15 protein-coding genes and 1 tRNA gene are annotated in these 13,813 nt (G+C 56.2%); 6 read left to right on the top strand and 10 right to left on the bottom strand.

Annotation, left to right across the window (positions count from 1 at the left end; translation table 11 throughout):
- Positions 1-4 precede the first annotated feature (4 nt).
- Positions 5-190, bottom strand: coding sequence for a cellulose biosynthesis protein BcsR (gene bcsR, locus KFZ77_RS00845; RefSeq protein ID WP_264385199.1), 186 nt, complete (start codon positions 188-190; stop codon positions 5-7).
- A gap of 172 nt (positions 191-362) precedes the next feature.
- Between bcsR and bcsE the strand changes: the two genes are divergently transcribed.
- The 6 genes from bcsE to KFZ77_RS00815 all read left to right on the top strand — a co-directional run bounded on the left by bcsE (position 363) and on the right by KFZ77_RS00815 (position 4,969).
- Entirely contained in the window at positions 363-1,928 is a 1,566-nt protein-coding gene (gene bcsE / locus KFZ77_RS00840) for a cellulose biosynthesis protein BcsE (RefSeq protein WP_264385198.1), read from the top strand.
- Entirely contained in the window at positions 1,925-2,119 is a 195-nt protein-coding gene (bcsF, locus tag KFZ77_RS00835; RefSeq protein WP_031521981.1) for a cellulose biosynthesis protein BcsF, read from the top strand. Before bcsE ends, bcsF begins: the two co-directional genes overlap by 4 nt.
- Positions 2,112-3,797 carry a cellulose biosynthesis protein BcsG gene (gene bcsG / locus KFZ77_RS00830; RefSeq protein ID WP_031521983.1) on the top strand — a complete coding sequence of 562 codons (1,686 nt, stop codon included), beginning with the start codon at positions 2,112-2,114 and terminating at the stop codon, positions 3,795-3,797. Before bcsF ends, bcsG begins: the two co-directional genes overlap by 8 nt.
- A gap of 183 nt (positions 3,798-3,980) precedes the next feature.
- Positions 3,981-4,211 (top strand): type II toxin-antitoxin system VapB family antitoxin, encoded by a 231-nt coding sequence (vapB, locus tag KFZ77_RS00825; RefSeq protein ID WP_031521984.1) that lies wholly within the window; start codon positions 3,981-3,983, stop codon positions 4,209-4,211.
- Positions 4,211-4,615 (top strand): type II toxin-antitoxin system tRNA(fMet)-specific endonuclease VapC, encoded by a 405-nt coding sequence (gene vapC, locus KFZ77_RS00820; RefSeq protein ID WP_031521986.1) that lies wholly within the window; start codon positions 4,211-4,213, stop codon positions 4,613-4,615. Before vapB ends, vapC begins: the two co-directional genes overlap by 1 nt.
- A gap of 168 nt (positions 4,616-4,783) precedes the next feature.
- Positions 4,784-4,969 (top strand): toxin-antitoxin system HicB family antitoxin, encoded by a 186-nt coding sequence (locus tag KFZ77_RS00815; protein WP_264385197.1) that lies wholly within the window; start codon positions 4,784-4,786, stop codon positions 4,967-4,969.
- Between the two features lie 76 nt (positions 4,970-5,045).
- On the opposite strand, the gene KFZ77_RS00810 is transcribed toward KFZ77_RS00815, so the two are convergent.
- The 9 genes from KFZ77_RS00810 to KFZ77_RS00770 form a co-directional block, all read right to left on the bottom strand.
- On the bottom strand, positions 5,046-6,089 hold the full coding sequence (locus KFZ77_RS00810; RefSeq protein ID WP_264385196.1) for a type II toxin-antitoxin system HipA family toxin: 1,044 nt from the start codon (positions 6,087-6,089) through the stop codon (positions 5,046-5,048).
- Positions 6,089-6,400 carry a HipA N-terminal domain-containing protein gene (locus tag KFZ77_RS00805; protein ID WP_264385195.1) on the bottom strand — a complete coding sequence of 104 codons (312 nt, stop codon included), beginning with the start codon at positions 6,398-6,400 and terminating at the stop codon, positions 6,089-6,091. The genes KFZ77_RS00810 and KFZ77_RS00805 overlap by 1 nt, the downstream gene beginning before the upstream one ends.
- Positions 6,385-6,642: a helix-turn-helix domain-containing protein gene (locus KFZ77_RS00800; RefSeq protein ID WP_264385194.1), complete on the bottom strand. Its 258-nt coding sequence runs from the start codon at positions 6,640-6,642 to the stop codon at positions 6,385-6,387. Before KFZ77_RS00800 ends, KFZ77_RS00805 begins: the two co-directional genes overlap by 16 nt.
- Before the next feature lie 322 nt (positions 6,643-6,964).
- Positions 6,965-7,981: a dipeptide ABC transporter ATP-binding subunit DppF gene (gene dppF / locus KFZ77_RS00795; protein ID WP_031521997.1), complete on the bottom strand. Its 1,017-nt coding sequence runs from the start codon at positions 7,979-7,981 to the stop codon at positions 6,965-6,967.
- On the bottom strand, positions 7,968-8,960 hold the full coding sequence (gene dppD / locus KFZ77_RS00790) for a dipeptide ABC transporter ATP-binding protein (protein ID WP_264385193.1): 993 nt from the start codon (positions 8,958-8,960) through the stop codon (positions 7,968-7,970). Before dppD ends, dppF begins: the two co-directional genes overlap by 14 nt.
- A gap of 11 nt (positions 8,961-8,971) precedes the next feature.
- Positions 8,972-9,874, bottom strand: coding sequence for a dipeptide ABC transporter permease DppC (gene dppC, locus KFZ77_RS00785; protein WP_264385192.1), 903 nt, complete (start codon positions 9,872-9,874; stop codon positions 8,972-8,974).
- 9 nt (positions 9,875-9,883) lie between these two features.
- Positions 9,884-10,903, bottom strand: a complete 1,020-nt coding sequence (gene dppB / locus KFZ77_RS00780) for a dipeptide ABC transporter permease DppB (protein WP_031522002.1) — start codon at positions 10,901-10,903, stop codon at positions 9,884-9,886.
- 136 nt (positions 10,904-11,039) lie between these two features.
- Positions 11,040-12,647, bottom strand: coding sequence for a dipeptide ABC transporter periplasmic-binding protein DppA (dppA, locus tag KFZ77_RS00775; protein WP_031522003.1), 1,608 nt, complete (start codon positions 12,645-12,647; stop codon positions 11,040-11,042).
- Between the two features lie 1,048 nt (positions 12,648-13,695).
- Positions 13,696-13,772 (bottom strand) — tRNA-Pro (locus KFZ77_RS00770).
- Between the last annotated feature and the right edge of the window lie 41 nt (positions 13,773-13,813).

Here is a 13,813-nt window from a genome sequence, read left to right as displayed (position 1 = left end):
CCTGCTACTGATGTGTCAATTCTGCCAGCAGCGGCCAGCGTTTCAACGCCGACGCCAGCTGTTCACGCTGGGAAATATCGGTGTAATCAATTTCCGGCAATGAAAATGCCCGACTTAATGCCAGAATGTCATTCTGGAAACCATAAATGTCGGCATTCTGGTTTGAGTTATTGGTGTCGTTGTTTTGCATTCAGACCGCATCCCGTTGAGAAAATCGCACGGACAGATTTAGACAGGGTTCAACTGCCAGCGAAATTTGATTTACATGCTAAATCTGATGTTCTTTAATTTCAATGTTAGGTTTATTTCCAGGCTTTCGCTAGTAAACTGAGAGACAGACAATTTTTGTTTAAGAGGGACGCATGAACCCCATATTTCCTGTTGGAATTCATTCGCTGTGGGATGAATTAAACCATATGCCCACAGGCGGCGTGTGGTGGATAAACACAGACCGGGATGACGATGCGTATCGCCTTGCTAACCAGACCATTACGGCCCAGCAGGTTGAGGCGCGTGTCGCGGTGGTAACCCAGGGAATTGCCCCCCGGGAGGTAATTCACGCGCCAGTACACGGCGGACCCGATAAAATTCGTTTATTTTCCGGGCGAAATACGCCAGATAGTCTAGACTTTTTCACCCGCGATCTTATGTCGTCGATCGATCCGCGCCATTTTTTAATTCTGGTTATTACCCCTACAAATTACTGGCAAAATATATCTTCCGCGCAGATACATAACTGGTTAAAAAAAACCAGTAGCTGGACGAAAGAAAATAATTGCACAGTTATGATTATCAACCCTGGTAATAATAGCGATAAGCAGTATTCCATGCTGATTAGCGAACACCGTTATCTGGATGGTCTCGCCAGTTTGCGTTGCCAGGGTGATGAACATCTGTTTGATGTGGCTTACTGGTGTAATGAAAAAGGCGTCAGCGCCCAACAGCAGGTGCAACTGGCGGCCTCCACCACCGCAGGCTGGAGCGTGGTACCAAAAGAAGAGAGCGCCCCGCAGCCGCGCAGCGATGAAAAACAGGTGTTAAGCCATGTTGCCGTGCTGGAAGGCGCCCCGCCGCTTTCTGAAAACTGGCTGCTGTTCGACAATAACGAAATGCTGTTCAGCGAGGCGCGTGCCGCTCAGGCCGCCACTATTATCTTCTCGCTGGCGCAAAATAATCAGATTGAAGGACTGGCGCGCCATATTCATACCCTGCGCCGCCAGCGCGGTACCGCGTTGAAAATTATCGTGCGCGAAAATCAGGCCAGCCTGCGCGCCACCGATGAACGTCTGCTGCTGGGGTGCGGCGCGACCATGATCATCCCGTGGAATGCGCCGCTGTCGCGCTGTCTGACGCTGATTGAGAGCGTGCAGGGCCAGATGTTCTCGCGCCACGTGCCGGAAGACATCAATCTGCTGCTCGATGCCATGCAGCCGCTGAAGCTGCGTGGCTATCAGCCGTGGCAGGGCTTTTGCCAGGCGGTGGGCGCGCTGATGAGTAACCCGCTGCTGCCACTGGACGGTAAAGGCGTGATGGTGGCGCTGCGTCCGGTGCCGGGTATCCGCGCCGAACAGGCGCTGACGCTGTGCCGTCCGGTGCGCATGGGCGATATTGTCACTCTTGGTGACGGGCGGCTGGTGCTGTTCCTGTCGTTCTGCCGTATCAACGATCTCGATACGGCGTTAAACCATATTTTCCCGCTGCCTGTTGGCGACATCTTCTCTAACCGCAAGGTGTGGTTTGAGGATTCGCAGATCGCGGCGGAACTTGTTCAGATGCGAAATATGAATCCAGAAAAATGGGGCAAACCGCTGGCCGGCCCCGGCGATATCAGCGCCGTTATTCGTGCCCAGCACGACGGTCACGCCTGGCGGCGTATTCCTGAGCCGGTCACGCTGCTCGATGGGTCAAATGGAGGCACGTCCGCATGATGTCCCTCGCCGATATTGTTCAGCTGGTGCTGCTGTGCGCGCTGATTTTCTTCCCGCTGGGGTTCCTGGCGCGCCACTATTCCCGGCGCATCGCGACATTCCTGCGTCTCGTGTTTGTAAAACCCCGCTATGTTAAGCCGGACGGCACCCTGCGCCGGACCTCAGTCAAGGCAGACCCTCGACATGACTAATCAGATGAAAAAGGCCCCGGTGCCAACTCCCCTGTTCCCATACTGGCGCGGTCTCTCCGGCTGGAACTTCTATTTTCTGCTCAAGTTTGGCCTGCTGTGGACCGGCTACCTGAACTTCCACGCGCTGGCGAACCTGGTCTTTATGGCGTTTCTGCTGCTGCCGATCCCGAATATCCGGCTGCATCGCCTGCGCCACTGGATCGCCATTCCCGTTGGCTTTGCGCTGTTCTGGCACGATACCTGGCTGCCCGGCCCGCAAAGTATGCTCAGCCAGGGGTCGCAGGTGGCCGGCTTCAGCGCCGATTATCTGCTCGACCTGGTATCGCGCTTCATTAACTGGCAGATGATCGGCGCGGCGTTTGTGCTGCTGGTCGCCTGGCTGTTCCTCTCGCAATGGCTGCGCGTAACGGTGTTTGTGGTGGCGATTATGGTCTGGCTCAACGTGCTGACCATCACCGGCCCGGTAATCTCCCTGTGGCCGAACGCGGGCGCGGGAAATACTACGACCATGACGACCGCAGGCGGCGGCGCGGCAGATACCGTGGCGCAGGCCGCCGGTACGCCGGTGGTGGGCGATATTCCGGCCCAGACTGCTCCGGCAAACAGCCAGAGCATTAATAACTGGCTGACCAGCTTCTACGCCTCAGAGGCGAAGCGTCAGACGCGATTCCCGGATGCGCTGCCTGCCGATTCCCAGCCGTTTGAGCTGCTGGTGATCAACATCTGTTCCCTCGCCTGGGCGGATATCGAAGCCAGTGGCCTGATGACGCACCCGCTGTGGTCGCATTTCGATATTCTGTTTAAAAACTTTAATTCCGGCACCTCCTACAGCGGCCCGGCGGCGATTCGCCTGCTGCGTGCCAGCTGCGGTCAGCAGTCGCACAAGAACCTCTATCAGCCGGCGGGCAACCAGTGCTATCTGTTTGAGAATCTGGCGAAGCTGGGCTTCTCGCAGCACCTGATGCTGGATCACGACGGCGTGTTCGGTAACTTCCTGCAAGAGATCCGCGAAGGCGGTGGCATGCAGTCTCCGCTGATGGATCAGAGCGGGCTGCCGGTCGCCCTGCGCTCGTTCGACAACTCGCCTATCTATGATGATGCGGCGGTGCTGGATCGCTGGAACAAATCTGAAGACCGCACGCAGAACCCACGTAGCGCGACCTTCTTCAACCTGCTGCCGCTGCACGACGGCAACCACCTGCCGGGCGTGAGCAAAACCGCTGACTACAAGTTGCGCGCCCAGAAACTGTTCGACCAGCTCAACACCTTCCTGACGGATCTGGAGAAATCGGGCCGTAAAGTGATGGTGGTGATTGTGCCGGAGCACGGCGCAGCGCTGGCCGGGGACAAAATGCAGGTTTCCGGCCTACGCGATATCCCCAGCCCGTCGATTACCCATGTCCCGGTCGGCATCAAGTTTGTCGGCATGAAAGCCCCGCATCAGGGCGGTATGATTGAGATCGACCAGCCGAGCAGCTTCCTGGCAATTTCTGAACTGGTGGCCCGCTCGGTGGACGGTAAAAACTTCGTGGCCGACAGCGTGGACTGGGACGCGCTGACCAGCAACCTGCCGCAGTCTGCGCCGGTATCGGAAAACGCTAACGCCGTGGTGGTGCAGTATCAGGGCAAACCCTGGGTGCGCCTGGGCGGCGGCGACTGGGTGCCGTATCCGCAGTGATGAACCGGTGAGGAGTAACCTGACCGGCTAAATACAATGCCCGACCCGTGAAAGCGCGTCGGGCTTTTTTTTGCGTACTGTGAAGCGCTTTCAATCCAGCGTCGTCTTTTGTATATCCCATTGACATATCCCATTGCACCACTAAGATAATAAGGATAAAAAACGTACAGCGCAGGAGGAGCGATGGAAAAAACCACCGTGTTTCGTAGTAATCGCAGCCAGGCCGTGCGCTTACCTAAAGCGGTAGCGCTACCGGAAGATGTCAAAAATGTAGAAATCGTTGCCATCGGCAGAACCCGGATCATCACACCGGCTGGCGAAGGCTGGGACACCTGGTTCAACGGCGATAGCGTGACGTCGGACTATATGTCTGACAGGGATCAACCAGACGATCAGACCAGGGAAGAATTTTGATGCTCAAGTTTATGCTGGACACGAATATCTGCATTTTCACTATCAAAAATAAACCGCAGATCGTGCGTGACGCTTTCAATAAATATTACGGACAAATGTGCATCAGCACCGTCACGCTAATGGAATTGATATACGGCGCAGAAAAATCACAAAACCCGGAAAGAAACCTGGCCGTCGTCGAAGGGTTTGCTGCCCGTCTGGATGTGCTTACGTTTGATAACGATGCCGCTACGCATACGGGTCAGATCCGGGCTGACCTCGCTAAAAAAGGAACCCCTATTGGAGCCTGGGACAACATGATCGCCGGTCATGCGCGTTCCCGGGGCTTGATCGTGGTAACGAACAACACGCGGGAGTTTGAGCGCGTGTCAGGGTTGCGCACCGAAGACTGGATTGCCGGATAACTTGTTCCGGGCCTGTATATATGCTGCCACAGACAGGGCTGACGTCACGTATCACGCCTGAAAACCTGAAAGCGTCTCGAAAATTTTCACGTTGTATGTGTCTGGAGGGGGTTTACAGCATACATTGCTCACCTGAGTAAAAACCAATCTTCAGGTGGCCGGTTTTCAATGATTAAAAGGGATAAAAAATCGACAATAGGGGGACCAGCCCCGCAATTTAAAATGCGTATCGACCCTGCATTACGCGAGCAGCTTGATGCCGAGGCCGCCGCACAGGGAATAAGTCTTGCCAACTGGTTTAAGAATCTGGCGCGGGAAGCGTTGAAGAAAAAAGGGATTGAACCGAAGGGGTAGCGTAGCCTGAAACTGTACCCATGCTGCACGGACACGGCGGGTGCACAAGCTTACCCGCCCTGCCCTGTTCTGCGACTCATGTGCCAACCATCTCAGCCTCATCCACGTTCATCATCCGCTTTAACCGCTGCTGATAGCACTGCAACACGCGTTCGCTGTCTCCGGCAGGCATAAACGAGGCGCGATACACTGCCTCGACGGTTCTGGCTTCGCTCTGCATCTGTGCAAACAGGCGCAGCACCACGGGTTTCGCCAGGCCCATTGCCTCGCCGAGCACCAGGAAATCTTTCCCGAGATACTCCCCGTATTGCGTTTTCATTCCCGGTGCCAGCTCGCCGTCGCCCTCTTCACAACGCAGCAGCGGCAGGGCCAGAAACCCGCTGTTAAATACCGGGGGATAAGGGGCGACGCTGACAAAATCATATATCGGTGCCAGTTCAGGCTTGCCGAGCGGCGGCAGGATCAGGCCGAAATTGCGCAGATGCATATCGTTGTTTCCCAGCAGGTATGCATAAGCGATACGCCGGAACAGATCGATTTTGAACGCCAGGTTGTCGTTAACGTTCGCGAGTAAAAAGGTTGCCAGCCGTTCATAGCTGACGTACTGCTTACCATCCGCAGCGGTTTTGCCGTACTTTTCACCGATATCCATCGCCGCGTCCAGTTGCTCCTGATGCAGCGCATTACCCTGCTCGTCACGATCGTAGCGACGGATGACGAAGGCATACTCTTCAGGATCGCCAGGTTGCGCTTTGGTAAATCGCACCAGACCGTGCGGTGGCACATCAAACCCAAGCCGCGCCATCAGGGTCATGGTGGCGTGTTCGTTTTCCGCTAAAAACGGGAACTCCGCTGGGGAAGGTTTAAGGATGTATTCCCCCTGGTGCTCAACTACGTTAAAAACCCCCTTCTCAACAATCATTTGTAGCTTGGGTTGATAGCCGGAAATGCTCATTCCCGCCTGCGCCTTCGGCAGTTCGCTGATAAATTCGTTACGGGTAAAGGGAAGCTGTGGGCTGGCACGCCCGGTGCCGGTGAGCCGCTTCAGGCCACGCGCTGAATAGCCCGTAGCTTCATCGCGCGCATTGAGCGGCGTTAACAGAATACGACACAGCGCCATTACGCCTCCTCCGGTTCGATCTGGACGGCACCAATCAGGTTTTTACCGTTATGAATAAGCATCCCCAGCAGATCTTTTTCATCAAGATGCTGTATCTGGCTGTAACGGCGCTTCAGCCAGCCTTCCGGCGCGAGAGAAACAAAAAAAGGATGCAGCGTGGCGCGCGGAAATCTACGCTGACTCACCGGCAGGCTTAATGAGAGCGGCGGCCCCTGATAATCCGCGTGATAGGTAAAGCAGAACCCTGCGTCGCTCTGCTCCAGCACGCCCACCGGTTCTCCATAGAGCCGCACGGTTACACGGCGGAGCATAGCGTCACACCCAGCGCGCGGGCTACGGCCACCACCGTGCCAAATTTCACCTGCTCTGGATCTTTGAAGACCCGCTTCAACGTAGAAACCGACACCCCGGTTTGCAGTTCCAGCAGTGCCAGATCGATGCCCAGCGCTTTCCGACGTGCGTTAAGCTGTGCGCCAAACGCGGCCAGATCGTCAATCGATGCCGCATTGCCGGGCGCGCTCTCAGCTGCTGCCGTAAGCAGTTCACTGCGCATCTTTCTCAGTTCCTCACTCACTGACTGAAGCTTCCATGTGAGCGACGTAATGACGTTATCGTTCATATAAGAACCCCGAGGTTATAATTTACCCGCAAAAGCTCATATTTAAGCCAACACGTTTCATTAAGCTTAAATATGAGCTATAGAAAATTTTATAAATCAATATAGCTCAAATAAGAACCAAAGAATACATAACAGGTCATTTAATACCCTTTCAGGAATTAAATAATAATTTAAGACCAAATATGAACCCTGACGGCCATATTCCGGGCATAAAAAAACCGGAGCATGTGCTCCGGTTGGGTTTAGCCTGCTCGTATTACGGCTGCGGCACGGCTTTCTCGCCGTTCTCGTCCTGGTCCACGGCGAAACAGGCGACCAGCTGGCCGTCGTAAGACTTAAGCTGCGGCTGGAGCTGCGTGCAGGGGCCGAAGCGACGACGGCAGCGGGCGCTGAAGGCGCAGCCCGGCGGCGGATTCAGCGGGCTTGGCAGCTCACCGGTGAGCTTGATGCGCTCGCGGCGGTCGTCCGGATTCAGGCGCGGCGTTGCGGAGAGCAGTGCCTGGGTGTACGGATGACGCGGATTGGAGAAGATCTGATCTTTGGTGCCCTTCTCCACGCAGCGGCCAAGGTACATCACCATCACTTCATCGGCGATGTGCTCCACCACGGAGAGGTCGTGCGAGATGAACACGTAAGACAGGCCCATGTCCTGCTGCAAATCCATCATCAGGTTCAGCACCTGCGCACGCACGGAGACGTCGAGCGCAGAAACCGGTTCATCGGCGATCACCACGTCCGGGTCCAGCATCAGACCGCGGGCAATGGCGATACGCTGACGCTGGCCGCCGGAGAACATGTGCGGGTAGCGGTCGTAATGCTCGGTTTTCAGGCCGACCTTCGCCATCATCGCCAGCGCTTTCTCGCGGCGCTCCTCCTTGCTCAGCGTGCTGTTGATCTGCAGCGGTTCTTCCAGAATCTGCCCCACTTTTTTACGCGGGTTCAGCGAGCCATACGGGTTCTGGAACACGATCTGGATTTTCTGACGGCGCAGCTTCTCTGCCGTGGCGTCAGGCTTAAGCAGATCCTGGCCCTGATAATAGAGCTCGCCGCCGGTCGGGATCTCAATCATGGTCAGCAGGCGACCGAGGGTCGATTTCCCGCAGCCGGACTCGCCCACCACCGCCAGGGTTTTCCCGCGCTCCAGCGTGAACGACACGCCGTCGAGCGCTTTCACCAGGCGTTCCGGGGCAAAAATGCCCTTCTTCACCGGGTAATGTTTTTTCAGGTCGATTGCCTGCAACAGCACAGGGGACAGGGCCTCATGCGTACTCATAGTTAGGCCTCCCGGCATCATCGAGTGGGTAATGACATTTTGACTGACGGCCATTATCGACCAGGTTCAGAGCCGGCTCATCAACGCGGCACTTGTCGGTGGCGTAGGGGCAGCGCGGGTTCAGCAGACAGCCATTCGGACGGTCATACTTGCCCGGTACCACGCCCGGCAGCGAGGCGAGTCGCGCTTTATCCTGAGCAAACTCCGGCAGCGCACGCAGCAGCGCCTGGGTGTACGGGTGACGCGGGGCGCGGAAGATATCGCGCGCCGCGCCGGTTTCCACCACCTGGCCGGCATACATCACGATAATTTTATGTGCCGCTTCAGCCACCAGCGCGAGGTCATGGGTGATTAACACCAGCGCCATGTTCTCTTTTTGCTGCAGCTCCAGCAGCAGCTCAATGATCTGCGCCTGGATGGTCACATCCAGTGCCGTCGTCGGTTCATCGGCAATTAACAGCTTTGGCCGACAGGCAATCGCCATCGCGATCATCACGCGCTGGCTCATCCCGCCGGAGAGCTGGTGCGGATAGACGTCCAGACGCGATGCCGGATCGGGAATGCCTACCTGGTTCAGCAGGTCGATAGCGCGCTGACGACGGGTTTTCTTGTTGCCGCCCTGATGCACCTTAATGGCTTCCATAATCTGGTAGCCCACGGTGTAGCACGGGTTAAGGCTGGTCATCGGGTCCTGGAAGATCATGGCCACTTCGGCACCCACCAGGTTGCGACGCTCCTTCTCGGAGATGCGGTTAAGATCCTGACCGTTGAAGCCGAGGTTATCCGCCATCACGCGGCCCGGATAATCAATCAGGCCCATGATCGCCAGCGAGCTGACCGATTTACCGGAGCCGGATTCGCCCACGATACCGACCACTTCGCCTTGATCCACGCTGTAACTCACACGGTCCACGGCGCGGAAGGGTGCGTCTTTGTCGCCAAAGTGCACCGATAATTTATCTACATTCAGTAACGCCATCTCGCGCCTCTCTACTGCTTGAGTTTAGGATCGAGCGCGTCACGCAGCCCGTCACCCATCAGGTTAAATGCCAGCACCGTCAGCAGGATCGCCAGACCGGGGAAGGTCACGACCCACCAGGCACTCTGTGCGAACTGCAATACGTCGGAGAGCATGGTGCCCCACTCCGGCGTCGGCGGTTGCGCACCCATGCCAAGGAAGCCCAGGGCGGCCATATCGAGAATGGCGTTAGAGAAGCCGAGCGACGCCTGAACAATCAGCGGCGCGAGGCAGTTAGGAAGAATATTGACGAACATCTGGCGTACCGGACCCGCTCCCGCCACGCGCGATGCGGTCACGTAGTCGCGGTTCACTTCCGACAGCACCGCGCCGCGGGTTAAGCGCACGTAGTGCGGCAGCGCCACGAAGGTGAGCGCCAGCGCGGCGTTGGTGATCGACGGGCCAAACACCGCTACCAGCACCAGGGCCAGCAGCAGGCTCGGCAGCGCCAGCATGATATCGACGATACGCATGATGATGTTATCGACGATACCGCCGAAATAACCGGCCAGCAGGCCGAGCACCACACCCATGATCAGGGAGAGCACCACCACCAGACAGCCGACCAGCAGCGACAGACGCGCGCCGTACATCAGGCGCGACATCACATCGCGGCCCACGTCATCGGTGCCGAGGATATGCGCCCAGGTGCCGCCGTCCTGCCAGACCGGTGGGGCCAGCAGCGCATCGCGGAACTGCTCCGCCGGGTTATGCGGCGCGATAAAGTTAGCGAATACCGCGATGATGATCATCACCACCACGTACACCAGGCCAATCACTGCGCCCTTGTTGCGTTTAAAATAGTGCCAGAACTCCTGCACGGGCGTCATCGGCACCGGCGCAGAAACCACTTTGCTTTCTGTAACTTGTGACATGATGGTCCCTTACTTCCTGTGACGTATACGCGGGTTCACCACGCCGTAAAGCAGGTCTACCAGCAGGTTAACGAGAATAATCATCGTCGCCACCAGCAGTACCCCGCCCTGCACCACCGGATAGTCACGGCGCTGCAGTGCATCAATCAGCCAGCGGCCCAGGCCCGGCCAGGAGAAGATGGTTTCGGTCAGGATCGCACCGGCCAGCATAGTGCCGACCTGCAACCCGATCACCGTCACCACTGGCAGCATGGCGTTACGCAGCGCATGGACGATGATAACGCGCATGCGGGTCAGGCCTTTGGCGCGGGCAGTACGGATGTAATCTTCACCCAGCACTTCGAGCATCGCTGAACGGGTCATACGCACGATCACCGCCAGCGGGATAGTCCCGAGCACCATCGCCGGCAGGATCATGTGCGCCAGGGCGTCGATAAAGTTGCCCTCTTCGCCCCAGATCGCGGTGTCGATGAGCATAAAGCCGGTGAGCGGGTTGGTGTCGTCGAGGAACACCATATCGCTGACGCGCCCGGATACCGGCGTCAGGTTCCACTGCACCGAGACCAGCATAATCAGCATCATGCCCCACCAGAAGATAGGCATGGAGTAGCCCGTCAGCGCCAGGCCAACGGCAGTATGATCGAAAATGGAGCCGCGTTTTACCGCTGCCAGCACGCCAACCGGAATACCGACCGCCACCGCGAAAATCATGGCGCAGACGCCCAGCTCCAGCGTAGCCTGGAAGCGCGGAACGAACTCTTCCCAGACCGGGAGACGACTCTTCAGTGAGATGCCTAAATCGCCATGCAATACGCCCCAGATATAGTGGAGGTACTGCTGCCACAGCGGCTTATCAAGGCCAAGTTCGGCCAGCAGCTGCGCATGACGTTCAGGGGAGATACCACGCTCACCGGCCATAATCATTACCGGGTCGCCGGGGATCATATGGACAAAGGCAAAGGTGAGAAGGGTGATACCGATAAACGTGGGGATAACCAGCCCCAGACGTCGGAGGATGAACTGCAACATAACCCGGATTCTCTCTCATGACGTACCGCCTGGGACGCTACGTCTGTATTGCTCACAAATGTATTTCACCCTTCCAGAGGGAAGGGAAAATGCTTCCCCCTCTCCGGAGAGGAGAGGGGGTCAGGCATAGTACTTATTATTCAACAGAGACGTTTTCGAAGTGGTGTTTGCCCAGCGGATCAACCACGTAGCCTTTCACCTCTTTACGCACCGGCTCGTATACGGTGGAGTGCGCGATGATCAGTGCCGGAGCCTGGTCGTGCATCACTACCTGAGCCTGCTTGTAGAGTTCGATACGCTTGTTGTGGTCTTCTGCTGCACGCGCCGGCTGAATCAGATCTTCAAACGGCTTGTAGCACCAGCGAGAGTAGTTGGAGCCATCTTTCGCTGCCGCGCAGCTGAACAGGGTTGCGAAGAAGTTATCCGGATCCCCATTGTCGCCGGTCCAGCCCATCATGACCGCCTGATGCTCACCCGCTTTGGCGCGTTTCAGATACTCGCCCCACTCGTAGGTAACAATCTTGGCCTGAACGCCGATCTTCGCCCAGTCAGCCTGAATCATCTCCGCCATACGACGCGCGTTCGGGTTGTACGGACGCTGTACCGGCATCGCCCACAGCTCAACGGTAAGGCCTTTATCCTGACCGGCTTCTTTCAGCAGCGCTTTCGCTTTTTCAACGTCGTAGCCGTAATCCTGCACCGCGTCGTTGTAGCCCCACATGGTCGGCGGGATCAGGTTTTTCGCGGCAGTGCCGGCGCCCTGGTAAACCGCTTTGATGATCGCTTCTTTATTCACCGCGTAGGTCAGCGCCTGACGTACTTTTACGTCATCAAACGGCTTCTTCTCGGTGTTGAAAGAGAGGTAACCCACGTTCAGGCCAGCCTGCTCCATCAGATTGATGTTGGTGTCTTTCTTCATGCGCGCGATGTCGGCCGGGTTCGGGTACGGCATCACCTGACATTCGTTTTTCTGCAGTTTGGCGTAGCGTACAGAAGCATCCGGGGTGATAGAGAACACCAGACGGTCGATCTGCGGCTTGGTGCCCCAGAAGCCTTCAAACGCTTTATAGAGAATGCGGGAGTCTTTCTGGTACTGCTGCAGCTGGAACGGACCGGTACCAATTGGGTTCAGGTCTACTTTCTCCGGCGTGCCGGCTTTCAGCATGTTGTCAGCGTACTCTTTGGACAGAATGGACGCGAAGTCCATCGCCAGGTCAGCCAGGAACGGTGCTTCAGGGCGGGAGAGAACGAACTGGACGGTTTTGTCGTCCACTTTTTTCACTTCGGTGATCAGGTCCGGCAGACCCATGCCTTCGAAGTATTCGTAGCTGCCGCCAGAAACTTTATGGTACGGGTTCTGGGCATTTTTCTGACGGTCAAAAGAGAACACCACGTCGTCGGCGTTGAACTCGCGCGTCGGTTTGAACTCTTTGTTATCCTGCCACTTCACGCCCTGACGCAGGTGGAAGGTATAGGTTTTGCCGTCTTCGCTGATTTCCCACTTCTCAGCCAGACCCGGGATCACTTCCGTGGTGCCGATTTTGAACTCAACCAGACGGTTATAAATAGGCACTGAGCTTGCATCATAGGTGGTGCCAGAGGTGAAGAGCTGCGGGTTGAAGCCTTCCGGCGAACCTTCTGAACAGTAAACCAGGGTTTTGGCGTTAACGCTTGCTGCGACAGTCATGGCTACCAGGCTCAGGCCAAACTTCAGCATCCCTGACTTCTTCAAGGAAATACTCATTATTCTGCTCCAATGTGATATGTGTTGTGTTACCCGCCGTCTTCCGACTCGCAGCTGATGCTGGTATCCGAAATACTTGAGGTGGTCCGTCAGACCTTTTTTTGTTTTTTACCCGGTCTGATCGGTGCGCCCGAAAGCGCGAATGAGGACGGGGAATCCTTTCACAATGTCGACGCAGTCGCAGTACAGACTGTCCTTAAAGTGCCCCTCACGCCCTACAATCTGTCAACAGAATGTGAAAACGTCAATACAGGTATCCGGGTTTTACAAGGAGTGTGAGGAATGGCAAACAAAGATTAAAAAAACCTCAAGCGGCTATTCCCAGCAGGGAAATTTATGCTAACGCCACAATGCCAGAACAATTGTCTGGTTAATTCACTCTGAGCAGTGGTTACCGTTTGCCCAATTTGTGAAAAATTTCTTGAACAATGATGAAGAACTGAACGAATACGATTGAAAAAACGCGGGGTGACAGCGAAATATGCTGAGGCTAACCATAAGTGAAGGTAGTTTTGCAGGTCGCTTTTCATAATAATTTTCAATGAAATATGTCACGAAATGCGAGCCAGACAGCAAAATAAACGATGGAAGTCCGTTTGCACGAAACAGCATGTGCTAAGCCATTGTAGGCAAATAGATTACGCCTGGATAAAAGGGTAGAAGTGTTACAGTGATGTTAAATCATTTTATTCCGGTGGTTCGCATTCTGGGCACTGCCACGCGTAGGGTGGGTAAGCGCAGCGTCTTCACCTTCGGTTACGCGGCAATGGCGGGTGCGCGGGCTTACCCGCCCTACATTACGCAATCTCAGAACTACCACGCGTAGGGTGGGTAAGCGCAGCGCACCCACCTTCGGTTACGCGGCAATGGCGGGTGCGCGGGCTTACCCGCCCTACATTACGCAATCTCATGAGCTACCTCGCGTAGGGTGGGTAAGCGCAGCGCACCCACCGTTCTGCCGCTCGAGTCGAACCTCCTGCCCCCGGAGGTTCTCATCCTCGTTTGCTGCATACGAAAAAGCCCTGCTCATTGAGCAGGGCTTTAAATTTGGTCGGTGATAGAGGATTCGAACCTCCGACCCCTTCGTCCCGAACGAAGTGCGCTACCAGGCTGCGCCAATCACCGAATGCGGGGCGCATATTACTGCGCACCACTTCGAGCGTCAA

This window comes from Siccibacter colletis (assembly GCF_025914095.1).
GTDB lineage: Bacteria > Pseudomonadota > Gammaproteobacteria > Enterobacterales > Enterobacteriaceae > Siccibacter > Siccibacter colletis.
Note: the sequence above shows the minus strand (reverse complement) of the source record. Positions and strands in the feature narration are given on the sequence as shown.

Excerpts from the sequence above, each read along its gene's own strand:
- dppC (WP_264385192.1), bottom strand. The coding sequence starts at position 9,874 with ATGTCACAAGTTACAGAAAGCAAAGTGGTTTCTGCGCCGGTGCCGATG.
- KFZ77_RS00805 (WP_264385195.1), bottom strand. The coding sequence starts at position 6,400 with ATGCTCCGCCGTGTAACCGTGCGGCTCTATGGAGAACCGGTGGGCGTG.
- bcsG (WP_031521983.1), top strand. The coding sequence starts at position 2,112 with ATGACTAATCAGATGAAAAAGGCCCCGGTGCCAACTCCCCTGTTCCCA.
- vapB (WP_031521984.1), top strand. The coding sequence starts at position 3,981 with ATGGAAAAAACCACCGTGTTTCGTAGTAATCGCAGCCAGGCCGTGCGC.
- bcsR (WP_264385199.1), bottom strand. The coding sequence starts at position 190 with ATGCAAAACAACGACACCAATAACTCAAACCAGAATGCCGACATTTAT.
- dppD (WP_264385193.1), bottom strand. The coding sequence starts at position 8,960 with ATGGCGTTACTGAATGTAGATAAATTATCGGTGCACTTTGGCGACAAA.
- bcsE (WP_264385198.1), top strand. The coding sequence starts at position 363 with ATGAACCCCATATTTCCTGTTGGAATTCATTCGCTGTGGGATGAATTA.
- dppB (WP_031522002.1), bottom strand. The coding sequence starts at position 10,903 with ATGTTGCAGTTCATCCTCCGACGTCTGGGGCTGGTTATCCCCACGTTT.
- KFZ77_RS00810 (WP_264385196.1), bottom strand. The coding sequence starts at position 6,089 with ATGGCGCTGTGTCGTATTCTGTTAACGCCGCTCAATGCGCGCGATGAA.
- KFZ77_RS00800 (WP_264385194.1), bottom strand. The coding sequence starts at position 6,642 with ATGCGCAGTGAACTGCTTACGGCAGCAGCTGAGAGCGCGCCCGGCAAT.
- bcsF (WP_031521981.1), top strand. The coding sequence starts at position 1,925 with ATGATGTCCCTCGCCGATATTGTTCAGCTGGTGCTGCTGTGCGCGCTG.
- dppF (WP_031521997.1), bottom strand. The coding sequence starts at position 7,981 with ATGAGTACGCATGAGGCCCTGTCCCCTGTGCTGTTGCAGGCAATCGAC.
- dppA (WP_031522003.1), bottom strand. The coding sequence starts at position 12,647 with ATGAGTATTTCCTTGAAGAAGTCAGGGATGCTGAAGTTTGGCCTGAGC.
- KFZ77_RS00815 (WP_264385197.1), top strand. The coding sequence starts at position 4,784 with ATGATTAAAAGGGATAAAAAATCGACAATAGGGGGACCAGCCCCGCAA.
- vapC (WP_031521986.1), top strand. The coding sequence starts at position 4,211 with ATGCTCAAGTTTATGCTGGACACGAATATCTGCATTTTCACTATCAAA.